Genomic DNA, 16,105 nt, shown 5'->3' on the forward strand with positions numbered 1-16,105 from the left:
ACAAACAATAAAACAGATAATTATAAAGGTACCAGGTGTGATAAAACTGTGCTTTAAAATCCAACAGCAACTGCAATTACTAACCCGGCATATAGATGGTGTGGTGTTGCTCCTGATTCGCTTGTATCTGGCACCTGTGATGGTGCAGGCTGGCTGGCAAAAGCTGGCTAATTTCGATAGCACAGTTCAATGGTTTGAAGACGCAGAATTTGGTCTGGGCCTGCCGTTCCCTTATGTACTGGCAATGCTGGCGTCATTGGCAGAGTTCGTCGGCGGTCTGCTATTGGTGCCGGGATTGGCAGTTCGTTGGGTCAGTATCCCTTTGCTGATCACTATGATCGTTGCCATGGTTACCGTGCATGCTGAAAACGGTTGGCTGGCAATTGCTGATTCAAATAGCTGGCTTGCCGATGGTACTTTATTGATGAATCCGTCGGTTATGGAAGCGCCAGAGAAACTGGCTGCCGCCAAATCATTACTGGAAGAACATGGGTATATTGAATGGCTTACCAGCAGTGGTAATTTCGTCATTCTCAACAACGGTATTGAGTTTGCGGCGACCTATTTCGTCATGTTGCTCGTGTTGCTGTGCTTTGGGGCAGGGCGCTACACTAGTATCGATTATTACCTGTCCCGATATATTGCCCGTCGATGCGGCTTGTAAATCATCGTTGCTAACGTTATCGTCTGCGAGTCTTTAGTTTTAGTTCGGTCACAGGTGATTCGTTCTGTGACTAGCAGTCATTTTTTACAGACATCAGAGGCTTTCATGGATGCGTTAACACTTTTACTTACCCGTCGCTCTCAACCCCGTTTGTCCGCACCGGCGCCACAAGGTGAAGCACTGGAAAATATCAAATTAGCGGCCTTGCGTACCCCGGACCATGCCTCACTGACCCCATGGCAGTTTTTAGTAATTGAAGGCAAAGGTTTGGACCAACTGGGTGCATTGTTTGAGCAATCAGCCATAGATAACGATAAGTCTGAACGAGAAATACAACGTGCGCCTCAGTTACCGGTGAGAGCGCCTATGATCATCGTAGTGGCAACAAACTACCAGGAGCATGAAAAGGTGCCTCAGGTAGAGCAGTTGGGGTCTGCTGCGTGCGCAACGATGGCAATGCAGATGGCCGCGGTTGCTCAAGGTTTTCAGGGCATTTGGAGAACGGGGGCTTACGCGCATTGTCCTGTTGTGAAAGCCGGATTAGGAATAGCTGAAGAGAATGAAATTGTTGGTTTTTTGTATTTAGGTACACCGGTCCAGGAAGTACCGCAGAAACCAGTACCAGAGACGAGTGAGTTTTTTAAACCCTGGCCTCAAAAATAACGTACGTCATGGATTTGGGCCGGGTCAAAGTCATAAAAAAGCCAGTTGTATGAAGCAACTGGCTTTTTCTTTTAACAGAAATAAGACGTAGTCTTATTCAACGTCAATAATTTTAATCGCATTGGTTGCCCCAATCGTTTCCATGCGGTCGCCGTGCGTCAGAATAAAGGTGTCGCCAGCTTCAACCAGACCGTGTTCTTTCAGTAAAGCAACAACATCGTTCTTCAATTCGCCTGGCGCGCTTTCGCTGGAGTTAAAGTACATTGGTTTAACTCCGCGATACAATGCCATGGCATTCAGCGTACCCTCGTGACGTGACAGAGCTACAATAGGCAGCTTGGTTGTTATACGCGACATCAGGCGAGGCGTGCTGCCACTTTCAGTCAGGCCTACAATGGCTTTTACGCCTGGCAGGTGATTCGCTGCGTATACTGCTGACAACGCAATGGTCTCGCTAACTGAGTCAAACATTTCGTCCAAACGGTGCTTGGAGAACTTGATGCTAGGGTGGGTTTCTGCGCCTTCACATACGCGCGCCATTGCTTGTACGGTTTCAACCGGGAAATTACCCGCTGCTGTTTCCGCAGATAGCATGACCGCATCTGTGCCATCTAACACGGCGTTAGCCACGTCCATTACTTCGGCACGTGTTGGCATAGGGCTGTCAATCATGGACTCCATCATCTGAGTCGCCGTAATGACTACTTTGTTCAGTTGACGTGAACGTGCAATCAGTTTCTTTTGCACACCAACCAGCTCAGCATCGCCGATTTCGACACCCAAGTCTCCGCGGGCAACCATCACTGCATCTGACGCGCGTATAATGTCGTCAATTGCTTCGTCGGTTGCTACGGCCTCTGCGCGTTCCACTTTGGCACAAATTTTTGCATTACAACCCGCTGCAACGGCCAGCTCACGTGCGTAATCCAAATCAGCACCACTTCGAGGGAAGGACACTGCCAGATAATCTACGCCAATCTCTGCAGCCGTTACTATATCGCGCTTGTCTTTCTCAGTCAGTGCTTCTGCTGAAAGGCCACCACCCAGGCGGTTGATACCTTTGTTGTTAGACAGCTTTCCACCAACGGTAACCACGGTGTGTACCTTACGGCCTTCTACACCTGTTACTTTCAATTGAATGCGGCCATCATCCAAAAGCAGAATGTCACCCGGGCTTACATCATCCGGTAGCGCTTTATAGTCAATACCTACCTGCTTTTCGTTACCTGCATCTCGGTCAAGCTCTGCGTCCAGAATAAAATCAGCGCCTACAGCAAGGTGTACCGCGCTGTTTTCAAAGCGTGATACACGGATTTTAGGGCCCTGAAGGTCACCTAAAATAGCTACGTATTTGCCAAGATTACGAGCAGCAGCGCGAACTCGCTTAGCGCGCTCAATATGATCTTCTGCCTGTCCGTGAGAAAAGTTCATTCGAACCACGTTGGCGCCAGCAGCAATGATGGCTTCTATTTTTTCTTGTGTATCAGTTGCTGGGCCTAATGTCGCTAATATTTTTGTTCGTCTCGTCATAGTGCTTTTCGCTTTCGTGTTAAGTGAGGGGACTACCCTAGGGAGTATTGCTGTAAATCTATTTCGTAATTTAATTACAAAATACTAGACGAATTTGACCAAATTGTGAATGGCAGATTAAAGATTCTTTATAAGAATTATTATATGACGGTGTAAAAACTATCCAAATATAGCTATTTATCTATAAGGGAGGGTGTGCTTATAGCGTTTTAGAGGTGTTTTGACGTTAAAATACAAGCTTGTTAGTTACCTACACTGCAAATTATAAAGGGCAGGTGGCTAGTTGAAAACAGATACAAAAAAAGAGGCTGGTAAGCCTCTTTTTGATATGAATCGGTACTTAGGGGTTAGCCGCCGCGTTTCTCAAATCGCGAGCCTCGCAAGGTGTCTTTCACACGTTTCAGGTTTTCACGGAATTTGTTGCCGCGACGCAGCGTAAATCCGGTTGCGAGAACGTCGATTAACGTTAATTGAGCTATACGAGACGCCATCGGCATATACATATCGGTGTCTTCTGGTACCTCGAGAGATAGCACAAACGTACACTCCTGGGCCAGCGGACTATTCGCCGAAGTAATCCCTACCACAGTGGCGTCGTTGTTTTTAGCAATTTGCGCGATTTCCACCAGACTTTTGGTACGGCCAGTATGTGAGATCAGTACAACCACATCACCCGAACCGCAGTTCATGCAGCTCATGCGCTGCATCAGGATGTCTTCAAAGTAGACAACCGGCACGTTGAAGCGGAAAAACTTATTCAGGGCATCGTGTGCAACAGACGCAGATGCACCCAGTCCGAAAAATGAAATACGCTGCGCCTGTGTAAGCAAATCGACTACGCGATTAACGGTATTTACACACACAGATTGTCGCGCGACTTCCAGTGAGGCCATGGTAGATTCGAAAATTTTTGTTGTGTACTCGTCAGGGCCGTCATTCTCATCAACGTGGCGGTTAACGTAAGGCGTACCGTTGGCCAGACTTTGCGCTAAATGCAGCTTAAAATCCGGGAAGCCCTTGGTATCCAGGCGCCGACAAAAGCGATTTACCGTTGGCTCGCTAACGTCTGACATTTTAGCCAATGTTGCTATACTGGAGTGAATTGCAGATTGAGGGTTTGCCAGTATTACTTCTGCCACTTTGCGTTCTGACTTACTGAACGCCGATTTATGTTGTGTTATTTTTTCTAAAATATTCATATTCTTGCAGTTACACTTCAGTAAAATAGTGTGTTTTCCCATGCGTTATACTACTGAATATGAAAGAACGTACAAGAAAAATGTAATTTTTTAACATTATTTACAGCATCGATTTCCAAAATGAAACTGCTGTGGCGGGGCCTGTAGCGTAATATCACCCACCGTTATAAATTCATCCGGAATGATAAGTTGTAATTTTACTACATTTGTTGTTAACTATATGGCAACAAAATACCCCGATAGCGTAAGACTACGCCTGACGCTATCCGAACAATTTGAGATAAGGCCGATTACATGGTGATGGATAGTTCTTTTGAAGCCTGTGATTTTGTGTTGTTTGGCACCAAAGGTGACCTTTCACGACGCAAGCTGTTACCTTCGCTGTATCAGTTGGAAAAAGCAGGTTTGTTACATCCCGACTCAACACTGATTGGTGTTGCCCGCCAGGAACAAACTAACGAAGGTTACGTTGAAGACGTTCGTGCTGCACTGGACGAATTTGCCGGTGAGACCATTTGTGAAGAAACCTGGGAACGTTTCCAGGCACGCTTGGCTTACGCGCAAATCGATATGAAAGATATCGCCAGTTACAGCGCGTTAGAAAAACACGTAAATGCAGAGCGCACAATGGTGTGTTACCTGGCAACCCCGCCAGCGATTTACGGTGATATTTGTCGTGGTCTGCACGGTTGCAATATTATTGATTCCAGCGTTCGTCTGGTGCTGGAAAAGCCCATTGGTCACGATCTTAAATCGTCAAAAGTCATTAATGAGCAAGTGGCTGAATACTTTGACGAAAGCCAGATTTATCGTATTGACCACTACCTGGGTAAAGAAACGGTTCTAAACCTGATTGCCCTGCGTTTCGCTAATTCAATCTTTACTACTAACTGGGACCACAACTGTATTGACCATGTTCAAATCACCGTTGCTGAGTCAGTAGGTATTGAAGGGCGTTGGGGTTATTTCGATGACGCCGGTCAGATGCGTGACATGGTTCAAAACCACTTGCTGCAGATTCTGAGTCTGGTTGCTATGGAGCCGCCAACAACACTGAATGCCGACAGTATTCGTGATGAAAAGCTGAAAGTGCTGCGTGCACTGCGTCCTATTAATTCTTCTAACATTAATGACGTTACCGTAAGAGGCCAGTACACATCTGGTTTCGTTAAAGGTAAAGAAGTACCCGGTTACCTGGAAGAAGATGACGCCAACACAGTAAGTAAAACGGAAACGTTTGTTGCTATTAAGGCTGAAATCGACAACTGGCGTTGGGCCGGTGTGCCGTTTTACCTGCGTACAGGTAAACGTTTGCCGACTAAAGTGTCTGAAGTTGTTATCTATTTCAAACGACAGCCTCACAACATGTTCAGCGACAGCTTCAAAAATCTGCCGCCAAACAAGCTGGTAATTCGCTTACAGCCTGATGAAGGCGTAGAGATCACGGTAATGAATAAAGTACCGGGATTAACCAGTTCTGGTTCTATGGACCTGCAAAAATCTAAACTAAACCTGAGTTTCTCTGAAGCGTTCTCCGATGAGCGTATTCCGGATGCTTACGAAAAGCTGTTGCTTGAGGTGATGTTAGGTAATCAGGCACTGTTCGTTCGTCGCGATGAAATTGAACAAGCCTGGAAATGGGTCGATTCGATTCTTGCTGCATGGGATAGCACTAACGAGCCACCAGAGCCTTATCAGGCTGGTACATGGGGCCCGGTTGCGTCTATTGGATTGCTGGCTCGCGAAGATCGCAGCTGGTACGAAAGCAAAATTACCAAGAAAAAGTAGTTATGGCATTAATTGAATCTGTATATGAAAGCGCTGAGGCGTTAAATACGGCATTTGCTGATGACATTGCTAGACTGCTGTCAGATGCGATTGCATCCCGAGGCAAAGCCAGTTTGATGGTGAGTGGCGGACGCACGCCACTGCCATTATTTCAGGCGCTGTGTAACGCTGATATCGACTGGTCAAACGTAGATGTTTCTCTGGTAGATGAACGTTGGGTTGATGAGCAGGACGATGCCAGCAACACCAAGCTGGTTAAGCAAAACCTGATGGTGGGCAAAGCGGCAGCAGCGCGCTTTGTTGACATGAAATCAGCGGAGTCTGATGCCGCGGACGCAGTATTAGACTGTGAAGCCAGACTGGCTACAATGTCTCAACCTTTCGACGTGCTCATTTTGGGCATGGGCGAAGATGGTCACACGGCTTCTCTGTTCCCCTGTAGTGAGCAGCTTGAAGCCGGTTTGGATATGAACAGTGGCAGAGTGTGTATTGCAACTCAGCCAACGACAGCGCCACATCAGCGTATGTCTTTAACGTTGCCAGCTATTGTGTCGAGCCGGAATATCTTTCTTCACCTGACAGGTGATAAAAAACGTGACGTTTTGAATGATGCGCTGGCGAATGCGTCAGCAGCCGAAAAGCCCATCGTAGCTGTTGTGAACGCTGCGCAGGTGACATTAAAGTGGGCGCCGTAGGAGAACAGCATGAATTCACAAATTAATGACGTAACACAACGAATTATCGAGCGAAGCCGTGCTACCCGTCAGGCGTATCTGGCTAAAATCGACAAAGCGCGTCGTCAGGGTCCACACCGTGGCGTGCTGTCTTGCGGTAACCTGGCACACGGGTTCGCTGCGTGTAATCAGGAAGAAAAATCTGATTTGCGCAGTATGACCAAAGCGAACATCGCGATTGTATCGTCTTATAACGATATGTTGTCAGCGCACCAGCCATACGAAACGTATCCGCAAATTATCAAGGATGCGGTTAAAGAAGTAGGCAGTGTTGCCCAATTCGCGGGCGGTGTACCGGCTATGTGTGACGGTGTAACTCAGGGTAACCCGGGCATGGAACTCAGCCTGATGAGCCGTGATGTCATCGCGTTAAGTGCCGCAGTAGGCTTGTCTCACAATATGTTTGACGGTGCCATGATGCTGGGTATCTGCGATAAAATCGTGCCGGGACTACTTATCGGTTCGTTGAGCTTTGGTCATCTACCCACGGTATTTGTACCAGCGGGGCCGATGCCTAGTGGACTACCTAATAAAGAAAAAGCGCGTGTTCGCCAGGCGTTTGCTGAAGGTAAAGCGGGTCGTGACGAATTATTGGAAGCTGAATCTCAGTCTTACCACTCGGCAGGTACCTGTACTTTCTACGGTACGGCGAACAGCAACCAGTTAGTGGTAGAAATGATGGGCTTGCACCTGCCGGGTTCTTCATTTGTTAATCCGGGCACAGCGCTGCGTGATGAATTGACCAGAGCGGCATCTCGCCAGGTAACTCGCCTGACAGATTTAGGCGATAACTACACGCCAATCGGTCATATCGTCGACGAAAAAGCCGTAGTAAACGGTATAGTTGCATTGTTGGCAACGGGTGGCTCAACCAACCACACCATGCACTTAATTGCAGTAGCTCGCGCAGCTGGCATCATTGTTAACTGGGATGACTTCTCTGATTTATCGAATGCGGTGCCATTGTTAACCCGTATTTATCCGAATGGATCTGCTGATATCAACCACTTTGTTGCTGCCGGCGGTATGGCATTGTTGTTTAAAGAGCTGTTAGACAATGGTTTGATTCACAACGACGTGAAAACCATCTGTGGCGATGGCCTTGAGCAATACACCAAAGAGCCTGTACTGGAAGATGGCGAGTTGGTATGGCGGGATGGCCCGACTAAATCACACGACAAAGAAGTCTTTGCAACAGTATCTGAACCCTTTAAGCCAGACGGTGGTTTGAGCGTACTGAGTGGTAATTTGGGCCGAGCAGTTATTAAAACATCTGCGCTTAAAAACCCCGTTTGTCATATCAAAGCGCCAGCAGTGGTATTTGAAGATCAGTATGAATTGGATGCTGCGTTTAAAGCTGGTGATTTGGATAAGGACTGCATTGTTGTTGTTCGCTTCCAGGGGCCTGCCGCTATCGGCATGCCGGAGTTGCACCGCCTGACACCACCATTAGGTGTGTTACAGGACCGCGGATTTAAAGTTGCACTTGTAACGGATGGTCGTATGTCTGGTGCTTCTGGTAAAGTCCCTGCAGCCATTCATGTTACCCCTGAAGCCTATCTGGGCGGGTTACTGTCCAAGGTAGAATCAGGCGATATTATCGAACTGAATACTGCGACGGGTGAATTAACACTGTGTGTTGACGAAGCGACGCTGGCGCAGCGTACTGCGAAGGTGGCTGATCTGACCGACGTACACCAAGGTATGGGACGTGAAATGTTTGGCGGTATGCGCGGTGTGATCACTGGTGCGGAAGAGGGCGCATGTACGCTGTTCTACGACCAGGAGCAACGTGTATGAGCGGCTATTTTGTAGCGGATGTTGGCGGCACAAATATTCGTGTTGCCACTGTCACTGCTGATGGTATAGCAAATATTCGCAAATATCTGTGTAACGATTTTGCCACCATTGATTTGGCCTTGAAGCAGTATTTTAGTGACGTTGACACGTCATTCAGCGCGGGGTGTATTGCCATTGCGTGTCCGGTTACCGGTGACGAAGTGGCAATGACCAACCATAGTTGGGTGTTTTCTCAACGCGCGTTAACGCAGCAATTAAACCTTGATGCTTTATTTGTTATTAACGACTTTACCGCGGTGGCGCATTCGCTGCCTGTGTTAAGCGGTGAACAACTGGTACAAATTGGATCTGGCACGGCTAACCCTCAGGGAAATGTTGTGGTGTTTGGTCCGGGCACTGGCCTTGGTGTTGAGCACATGCAACTGTCTGATCAAGGTTGGACGACGCTGGACGGCGAAGGTGGCCATGTGGATTTTGCGCCTGTGGATGAGACTGACCTGGTTGTTTGGCGTTATTTGCAGGGCAAGCTGGACCGAGTGTCAGCAGAAGACGTGCTGTCTGGTCGTGGTTTGTTACACATATATCAAGCGCTGGCACTGCATGCTGGTGAGACGTTAAGCGTAACTGAGCCCGCACAAGTGACAGAAAAAGCCTTGAACGGTGAATGTGAGACGTGTCTCGCAGCACTACAGCAATTTTGTCGAATTATGGGCAGTTTTGCAGGTAACCTGGCATTAAATCTGGCCACAACCGGCGGTGTATTTATTGGTGGCGGTATTGCCACACGCTTCACTGAGTTGCTAATGAACAGTGATTTCAGAGCGCGATTTGAAGCAAAAGGACGCATGAAACATTACGTACAACCTATTCCAACATACCTGATTAATGAACCAGACCATGGTTTGTTAGGTGCATCAGCGTATTTACAACAACAGATTGCGAGTTGACTCTATGACAAATTGGAAATGTTCGCCAGCTGACATTTTTGCGGCGGGACCTGTAGTACCAGTATTGGTAATTGATGATGTAGAAAATGCAGTCCCTCTTGCGCACGCATTAATGGCCGGTGGTATTAAAGTGCTTGAGGTGACCTTGCGTACACCTGCTGCACTTGACGTGATCAAACGGATTGCAACTGAAGTACCTGATGCATTAATTGGTGCTGGTACTGTTACCAATGCTCAACAATTGAAAGCAGTTGTAGAAGCGGGTGCGAAGTTTGCCATTAGCCCGGGTATGACTGACGATTTATTGAAAGCAGGGCAGGAATGTGAAATTCCATTGATTCCAGGTATTTCATCTACATCAGACCTGATGAAAGCGAAGGATGCCGGTTATAGCTATTTGAAGTTCTTCCCAGCGGAAGCGTCAGGTGGCGTTAAGGCAATTAAATCTATTAGTGGTCCTTTCCCAGACATTACCTTCTGCCCTACAGGCGGAATCGGTTTAGGCAACTACAATGACTACCTCGCATTAAAGAACGTGAAATGCGTAGGTGGTTCATGGGTTGCGCCAGACGATGCTATTAACAGCGGTGACTGGGCACGTATTACTCAATTAGCAAAAGAAGCTGTAGAAGGTGCTAAGGTTTAATACTTGCTATTCAACACATATTAAAAAAGCCGTGGTTACATTGTAACGACGGCTTTTTTTCTGCTTGTGCTAATTCAGCACTGCATGGTAAACGGTAGCTGCTACTTCGTGAATTTACGACGGGCTAACAGTCCCGCTAAACCTAAACCCAATAGCGCAACAGAGCCTGGCGCACTTGCCGTCGAAGGTGGCGCATTACCAGGGCCAGTGCCGTCAGGAATAGATGAGATCCCTGTCAGGGTAAACTCGCCAGGAACAGACATGGTATCAATACAACAGTTAGTACCGGTGAATAAACCCCATGTACCGTTACCAATTACGAAAGGTATGGTGTAAAACCAGTCGTTGTCACTTGATGAGTTTGTGAAATTGCCTACATCTGGTGCCCAGCCGTCTAATTCACCGTTTGTGACCAGTAAATCGTTTTGAGCTGTTGTACCGCCCCAGTTGTTGATGTGACCTACCCATTGAAATAGCTGCCAGGTGTTAGTTGCCTGAGCAGCGGCTGAGACGTTCGAATCCCAAACACCTATGCGTACACCACCATTTGCCGTGGATGGACCAGATTGGTCACCATGCCAGTGTTGGCCATAGAAAATTACAGTGCCGTTGCCCTGATCTTTCCAACCGAACGAGACAAGGTGAGCGTTTGCTGCATTTGAAATTAATAACCCTAAGCCTGCCAATAAGGCTATTGCCGTTTTTCGCATTATAATATCCTCCGAGATGAACTCAGTTCCGTCTAAACTTCAAAATAGAGGCTAAATAAATTACTTCTCCAATACTTATTACTACTAGCCGACAGAAATAACGCAATCTTCAGGCCAATATTTACACAATAATCGTATATGCTTATAAAACAGTATTTTATTATACTGGAAATAAGATGAATTACGGTTTTACAGCGACAAATTTAAAATTTTGTAAAGAAACTTGACAGGAAATGCTAACTCACTTTCTGTCGCATTGCGCATTTCTCACCCGGTAATAACTGCTTCCCTTGCGTAATAGCGGTCTCGACGCACACCATTTGTTTATAAGAGAATGCATCCATATCACTCATGGTTGCAGCGCCTTGCCAGGGGTTCCATACCACTAGGCTATCGTGTTGAGATGATTCAATTGTAATATAGTCGGACTGGTCACGTTCAATTACGACACTGGGAATGGCTTCAAGGTGAATCCTGTCGACTTCGCCTTCAATAGTATAAGCTGTTGGTGTGTTTAGTATTTCCCAATCCGACAGTTTGTCTTTGTATTCTCCGTACAGGCCTTTGAGCTCAACGTCTTTAATATTTTCTACATCAAAATAGGTGTGCAGTGCGCAGTTGAAAGAGAAGGGCACGTCACCGGTATTTTCTGTGACTAATGTCATTGTCAGCGACTCGCCTACTTCAACAATGAGTTCTACGGAGGCATCAAACTCGAAACCTTTGCCCTTTGTTGTACCTGGAATAAGCACAACTTTACTCAGCGTTTCAGTACTGTCTGTTTGCTTTACAGCCCAGTGCTGAGTACGCAGAAATCCGTGAGCAGGTAGTTCGCCTTTTTCTTGTCCATGATCATCGCTGAACCAAGGCCAACAAACCGGTACGCCACCACGAATAGGACGTTCGCCATTTAAAAAGGCAAGTGGACTAACCCACAACCGGTCCCGGTTATCCCTTTTAGGGATGAATGACAGTACATGACCACCAAACAAACTAATACGACACGTTGCCACCTCGTTCTCGATAATGAGGTATTCAATGCCGTTTTTTATTTCGGTGTGGAAGTACGTTGATTGCATCCTTTCGGTCTCCGAGGTATTGCTGTGAAAAAGAAAATCTTCACTTTTGAGCTAGTTAAATAATAATTCCGAGCAGATTATCTTGCCCTACAAATAAAAAAGGTGCGAGTAAAATCGCACCTTTAAATGATTAATTTCGGTTAATCAGTTACTTGCTGATGTGCTGAACCAGGTCAAGTACCTTGTTTGAGTAACCCCACTCGTTGTCGTACCAAGATACGACTTTTACAAAGGTATCTGTTAATGCGATACCGGCTTCTGCGTCAAATACACTGGTACGTGCGTCGCCAACGAAGTCGTTTGATACCACTGCATCTTCGGTATAACCAAGAATGCCTGCAAGTTCGCCTTCAGACGCTTCTTTCATCACTTTACAGATATCAGCGTAAGAGGTTGGCTTGGCCAGGTTTACTGTCAGGTCAACAACAGACACGTTAGGAGTAGGTACACGGAATGCCATACCAGTCAGTTTACCGTTTAGTGCCGGGATAACTTTACCTACTGCTTTTGCTGCACCGGTAGAAGATGGGATGATGTTTTGACCCGCACCGCGGCCACCACGCCAGTCTTTACCAGAAGGACCATCAACGGTTTTTTGCGTTGCCGTGGTCGCGTGAACTGTTGTCATCAGGCCGTCAACAATACCGAAGTTGTCGTTCAGCACTTTAGCAATAGGAGCAAGACAGTTTGTTGTGCACGACGCATTCGATACGATAGTTTCGCCTTCGTAGCTATCGTGGTTAACACCCATAACGAACATAGGCGTATCGTCTTTAGAAGGCGCAGACATAACCACTTTCTTCGCGCCCGCTTCCAAGTGCTTGCTCGCGGTTTCTTTGGTCAGGAACAAACCAGTCGATTCAACGACAACGTCAACATCAACTTCAGACCATTTTAATGCTGCTGGATCACGTTCTGACGTTACGCGGATGGTTTTTCCGTCTACAATCAAATGACCGTTGTCGACGCTGATCTCTGCGCCGAAAATGCCGTGAGTTGAGTCGTACTTAAGTAAATAAGCAATGTAGTCTGGTTCAAGTAAGTCGTTAATTGCTACAACTTCGATGTCGTCTCTGCTTGCTGCAGCGCGCATGACTAGACGGCCAATTCGACCGAACCCATTGATTCCAACGCGTATTGTCATAACATGCCTCTATAGTATTAGGTTAAATTGTGAAAAATAATTACGTAAAGTATGGATCAAATTTACAGACAAGGCAAAATTTTAATGCAAAAATGTTGCAAAATTACAAAATTAACCTACAGGTTTTAGGATTAACTTGTATAAATAATGTACATAACGTGTTAATGCAAACGTATTCAATTTCGCGCCAGAATAACTTCTACAATAATGTAGCGTATTGAGAAAAGGCCATATTGCCAACACCCTTTGAAGGTGAGAGGCAATCCAGTATTTATAAACAGGAAACACCCATGACCAATCAAGTTTTGCAAAAGCTTGTCGAAATGCGCGGCGTTGAAACCCACTATGTTGATGCGTGGGGTAATCCTGCGACTATTTCTGAAGACAGTAAAGCGAAACTGCTTCAGGCTCTCGGTTACGACATCAGTACCGAAGCTGCAATTTCTTCACAACTGGACAAGGAAATTGCCGAGATTTGGCAACAGCCACTCGACCCGGTTCAGGTAGTTAGACAAGATCACCCGATAATGATTCGATTGCGTTTACCGATTTCTTTGGTAAATGACACCTTTACACTGGCAATTGCGCAAGAAGACGGCCAGCAACTTACAAGTGATGTTATTCCTGTTGAGCATACTTTGCTTAATGTAGCAGAGATGGAAGAGACGGAATATCACGAATATGCCGTCACAGTAGATGTAACACTGCCGCTTGGTTACCACCAGCTTTCGCTTATTATTGACGAAGAGTCATTGGCAACCATGCGCGTTATCATTGCACCGGCATCCTGCTATAAGCCAGAAGCGATTAATGCCGGCAAAAAAGAGTGGGGCCTGAGTGTCCAATTGTACTGTCTTCGCAGCCGGCAGAATTGGGGTATAGGCGATTTTACCGATCTGGCCCAACTGGTTAAGCAAGCTGCCTCTCAAGGGGCGGGGTTTATCGGGTTAAATCCGATACACGCGCTATACCCGGCCAACCCGGATGCTTGCAGCCCTTATGGACCGTCATCAAGACGGTGGCTGAATTACCTGTATATCGACGTCAGTGCAGTGGACTGTTTTGACGATCCTTCGGTGCAGTCTGTAGTGAAAAGCGAAAGCTTCCAGCAACAATTGCAACAAGCAAAAGCCGTTGATTATGTTGATTACGCCAGTGTGACTGCCCTTAAAATGCAAGCATTGAAGCCTTTGTTTGAGGTTTATTATGATCGCTACTTAAAGAAAAACACCAAGCAAAATAAAGCGTTCAAAGCCTTTGTAGAAGAAGGGGGCGAAAGCCTGGCTATGCTGGCTACGTTCGATGCTATTCAGGAACACTTACAGGACGCGGGTAAAGAAGCCTGGGGCTGGCCTGTATTTCCAGAAGGATGGCGCGATTTTCACAGTCCGGATGTCACCGCATTTGCGAAAAAGCACGCCAAACGCGTGAAGTTTTACATGTTCCTGCAGTGGCAAGCGTCGCTGCAATTGGAAATGGCTAACCGAGCTGCTATTGATGCGGGTATGGGGATTGGTATTTACAGGGACCTGGCCGTGGGTGTGAGTGAAGGCAGCGCGGAAATTTGGGGTAATAAGTCGCTGTATTGTACCGGTGCAAGTGTAGGGGCTCCGCCAGATATTCTTGGTCCGTTGGGGCAAAACTGGGGCTTACCGCCGATGGATCCGGCAAAGCTATATCAACAAGCGTATCAACCTATTATTGATTTGTTTTCTACCAACATGAAATCATCAGGGGCCTTGCGCATTGACCATGTAATGGGTCTGTTGAGATTGTGGTGGGTTGTTAAGGGCGATCACGCCCGCGACGGAGGGTATCTGTATTATCCGGTCGACGATCTGCTGGCTATTCTGGCACTGGAAAGTCACCGACACCAGGCACTGGTCATTGGTGAAGACCTAGGCACCGTACCAGAGGAAATTAAACAAAAACTGGCCGACAACGGCGTTTATTCCTATCGCGTATTTTTCTTTGAGCAGGCCGAAGATGGCGGGTATTTTTCACCGTCTCATTATCCTGAACAAAGTATGGCAACGTTAACTACCCACGATATGCCAACCTTAATTGGTTATTGGCACTGCCTTGATCTGGAATTGGGCAAAGAGCTTGGATTGTATACCGACGAGGAAGTACTGCAAACACTGTATGCTTCCAGACACGAAGACAAGCAAGCTATCCTGGATACGTTGCACGGTCACCACATGATTGGCGACGAAATAAGCCGTGATGTGAATTACGTCGGTATGACACGAACGCTCAATCAGGCCATGCAGGTGCATATGGCACATGGCAGTAGCGCGTTGTTAAGCCTTCAGCTTGAAGACTGGCTGGAGATGGATAAACCGGTTAACGTACCGGGTACGTTTATGGAATATCCCAACTGGCGCAGGAAGTTAAGCCGTGATTTAGAGGATATCTTTAGCGACGAGACTATTGTATCGTTGGCTAATCGAATACAAGCTGGTCGGCAGCAGGCTAGTCAGTAATTTTAAAGCTTGCCTGCGGGCAAGCGTTGCAGGAGTTATGCATGCAGTATGAAGGGCAACTTGCCAAGGCTGAGTGTAGTCAGCCTTTTTCTGTTTTAGGGCCGGTATACAATAAAAACGGCGCAGAAGTGAAAGTTTGGTATCCGGGCGCCACTGCGATCACGGTGATTGACGCAAAGTCCAAGTCACCGTTAGGGCGTTTGTCGTCAGTTGAATCATCCGGGTTATTCAAAGGGCAGGTTGACGGGGTAAATCCCGATACGGGGTATCGCTACATTGCAGAGCTTGGTCATGAAGCTGTGGAAGTGTGCGACCCTTACCAGTTTCAGCAGGATGCGTATCACGCTGTGCATTTTATCGACCATCAGCCTCAGAATCTTTATCGTCAGGCTGGCGCGCAATTGGTTACTGTTAACGTGGGAGAGGAGTCCGTTTCTGCAGTACGGTTTGCGGTATTTGCGCCTAATGCTTCCGCGGTGTCGTTGATTGGCGATTTTAACTGTTGGGATGGTCGCTGCCATCCAATGCAGAAAACTGAGTTGGGCTATTGGGTACTTGTAATACCAGGGCTGAAAGCCGGAGAACGTTATAAGTACCAGCTCAAAGATGCCCATGGACATCAATTGCCACACAAGGCAGATCCCATTGGCTTTTCCGCTGAACAATATCCCTCACATGCGTCACGTATTTACGACCACGCCCAATATGAATGGGG

At 47.0% G+C, this 16,105-nt stretch carries 14 protein-coding genes; 9 read left to right on the forward strand and 5 right to left on the reverse strand.

Features of this window, described 5'->3' with window-relative positions; all coding sequences use genetic code 11:
• Positions 1 to 46: 46 nt before the first annotated feature.
• The gene (locus AC4MRN_RS12875) at positions 47 to 664 is read left to right on the forward strand and encodes an HvfX family Cu-binding RiPP maturation protein (RefSeq protein ID WP_491203508.1); all 618 of its coding nucleotides are present in this window, start codon (positions 47 to 49) and stop codon (positions 662 to 664) included.
• A gap of 105 nt (positions 665 to 769) precedes the next feature.
• Positions 770 to 1,327, forward strand: a complete 558-nt coding sequence (locus AC4MRN_RS12880; protein ID WP_487967377.1) for an NAD(P)H nitroreductase — start codon at positions 770 to 772, stop codon at positions 1,325 to 1,327.
• A 93-nt stretch (positions 1,328 to 1,420) separates the two neighbouring features.
• On the opposite strand, the gene pyk is transcribed toward AC4MRN_RS12880, so the two are convergent.
• Entirely contained in the window at positions 1,421 to 2,857 is a 1,437-nt protein-coding gene (gene pyk, locus AC4MRN_RS12885) for a pyruvate kinase (protein WP_370164081.1), read from the reverse strand.
• A gap of 347 nt (positions 2,858 to 3,204) precedes the next feature.
• Complete coding sequence (locus AC4MRN_RS12890; protein ID WP_073321603.1) at positions 3,205 to 4,056, reverse strand: MurR/RpiR family transcriptional regulator; 852 nt, start codon at positions 4,054 to 4,056, stop codon at positions 3,205 to 3,207.
• A 294-nt stretch (positions 4,057 to 4,350) separates the two neighbouring features.
• Here AC4MRN_RS12890 and zwf point away from each other — a divergent pair, with 294 nt between their 5' ends.
• From zwf to AC4MRN_RS12915, 5 genes are read left to right on the forward strand one after another with little or no spacing between them, the layout of a single operon-like run.
• The gene (zwf, locus tag AC4MRN_RS12895) at positions 4,351 to 5,844 is read left to right on the forward strand and encodes a glucose-6-phosphate dehydrogenase (protein ID WP_073321600.1); all 1,494 of its coding nucleotides are present in this window, start codon (positions 4,351 to 4,353) and stop codon (positions 5,842 to 5,844) included.
• A gap of 2 nt (positions 5,845 to 5,846) precedes the next feature.
• The gene (gene pgl / locus AC4MRN_RS12900; protein WP_155014668.1) at positions 5,847 to 6,539 is read left to right on the forward strand and encodes a 6-phosphogluconolactonase; all 693 of its coding nucleotides are present in this window, start codon (positions 5,847 to 5,849) and stop codon (positions 6,537 to 6,539) included.
• A gap of 9 nt (positions 6,540 to 6,548) precedes the next feature.
• Positions 6,549 to 8,378 (forward strand): phosphogluconate dehydratase, encoded by a 1,830-nt coding sequence (gene edd, locus AC4MRN_RS12905; RefSeq protein WP_073321592.1) that lies wholly within the window; start codon positions 6,549 to 6,551, stop codon positions 8,376 to 8,378.
• Complete coding sequence (locus AC4MRN_RS12910) at positions 8,375 to 9,325, forward strand: glucokinase (RefSeq protein WP_073321589.1); 951 nt, start codon at positions 8,375 to 8,377, stop codon at positions 9,323 to 9,325. Before edd ends, AC4MRN_RS12910 begins: the two co-directional genes overlap by 4 nt.
• 4 nt (positions 9,326 to 9,329) lie before the next feature.
• A complete protein-coding gene (locus AC4MRN_RS12915) occupies positions 9,330 to 9,971 on the forward strand; it encodes a bifunctional 4-hydroxy-2-oxoglutarate aldolase/2-dehydro-3-deoxy-phosphogluconate aldolase (RefSeq protein WP_073321585.1) in 642 nt (213 codons plus the stop codon).
• A gap of 101 nt (positions 9,972 to 10,072) precedes the next feature.
• Here the strand turns inward: AC4MRN_RS12915 and AC4MRN_RS12920 are convergent, their stop codons facing one another.
• From AC4MRN_RS12920 to gap, 3 genes are all read right to left on the reverse strand, one after another.
• On the reverse strand, positions 10,073 to 10,681 hold the full coding sequence (locus AC4MRN_RS12920) for an MYXO-CTERM sorting domain-containing protein (RefSeq protein WP_491203504.1): 609 nt from the start codon (positions 10,679 to 10,681) through the stop codon (positions 10,073 to 10,075).
• Positions 10,682 to 10,917: 236 nt separating this feature from the next.
• A complete protein-coding gene (locus AC4MRN_RS12925) occupies positions 10,918 to 11,760 on the reverse strand; it encodes a D-hexose-6-phosphate mutarotase (protein WP_491203505.1) in 843 nt (280 codons plus the stop codon).
• 148 nt (positions 11,761 to 11,908) lie between these two features.
• Positions 11,909 to 12,904, reverse strand: a complete 996-nt coding sequence (gene gap / locus AC4MRN_RS12930; RefSeq protein ID WP_073321574.1) for a type I glyceraldehyde-3-phosphate dehydrogenase — start codon at positions 12,902 to 12,904, stop codon at positions 11,909 to 11,911.
• 290 nt (positions 12,905 to 13,194) lie between these two features.
• Between gap and malQ the strand changes: the two genes are divergently transcribed.
• Together malQ and AC4MRN_RS12940 are read left to right on the forward strand one after the other, a co-directional pair.
• Entirely contained in the window at positions 13,195 to 15,390 is a 2,196-nt protein-coding gene (gene malQ, locus AC4MRN_RS12935) for a 4-alpha-glucanotransferase (RefSeq protein WP_491203506.1), read from the forward strand.
• 41 nt (positions 15,391 to 15,431) lie between these two features.
• Positions 15,432 to 16,105: GlgB N-terminal domain-containing protein (locus AC4MRN_RS12940; protein WP_491203507.1), on the forward strand; the 674-nt coding region annotated here is incomplete at its 3' end.

The sequence above is a fragment of the Marisediminitalea sp. genome (assembly GCF_984433645.1).

Coding starts and splice junctions, on each gene's coding strand:
- AC4MRN_RS12880 (WP_487967377.1), top strand. CDS start 770: ATGGATGCGTTAACACTTTTACTTACCCGTCGCTCTCAACCCCGTTTG.
- pyk (WP_370164081.1), bottom strand. CDS start 2,857: ATGACGAGACGAACAAAAATATTAGCGACATTAGGCCCAGCAACTGAT.
- AC4MRN_RS12890 (WP_073321603.1), bottom strand. CDS start 4,056: ATGAATATTTTAGAAAAAATAACACAACATAAATCGGCGTTCAGTAAG.
- zwf (WP_073321600.1), top strand. CDS start 4,351: ATGGTGATGGATAGTTCTTTTGAAGCCTGTGATTTTGTGTTGTTTGGC.
- pgl (WP_155014668.1), top strand. CDS start 5,847: ATGGCATTAATTGAATCTGTATATGAAAGCGCTGAGGCGTTAAATACG.
- edd (WP_073321592.1), top strand. CDS start 6,549: ATGAATTCACAAATTAATGACGTAACACAACGAATTATCGAGCGAAGC.
- AC4MRN_RS12910 (WP_073321589.1), top strand. CDS start 8,375: ATGAGCGGCTATTTTGTAGCGGATGTTGGCGGCACAAATATTCGTGTT.
- AC4MRN_RS12915 (WP_073321585.1), top strand. CDS start 9,330: ATGACAAATTGGAAATGTTCGCCAGCTGACATTTTTGCGGCGGGACCT.
- AC4MRN_RS12920 (WP_491203504.1), bottom strand. CDS start 10,681: ATGCGAAAAACGGCAATAGCCTTATTGGCAGGCTTAGGGTTATTAATT.
- AC4MRN_RS12925 (WP_491203505.1), bottom strand. CDS start 11,760: ATGCAATCAACGTACTTCCACACCGAAATAAAAAACGGCATTGAATAC.
- gap (WP_073321574.1), bottom strand. CDS start 12,904: ATGACAATACGCGTTGGAATCAATGGGTTCGGTCGAATTGGCCGTCTA.
- malQ (WP_491203506.1), top strand. CDS start 13,195: ATGACCAATCAAGTTTTGCAAAAGCTTGTCGAAATGCGCGGCGTTGAA.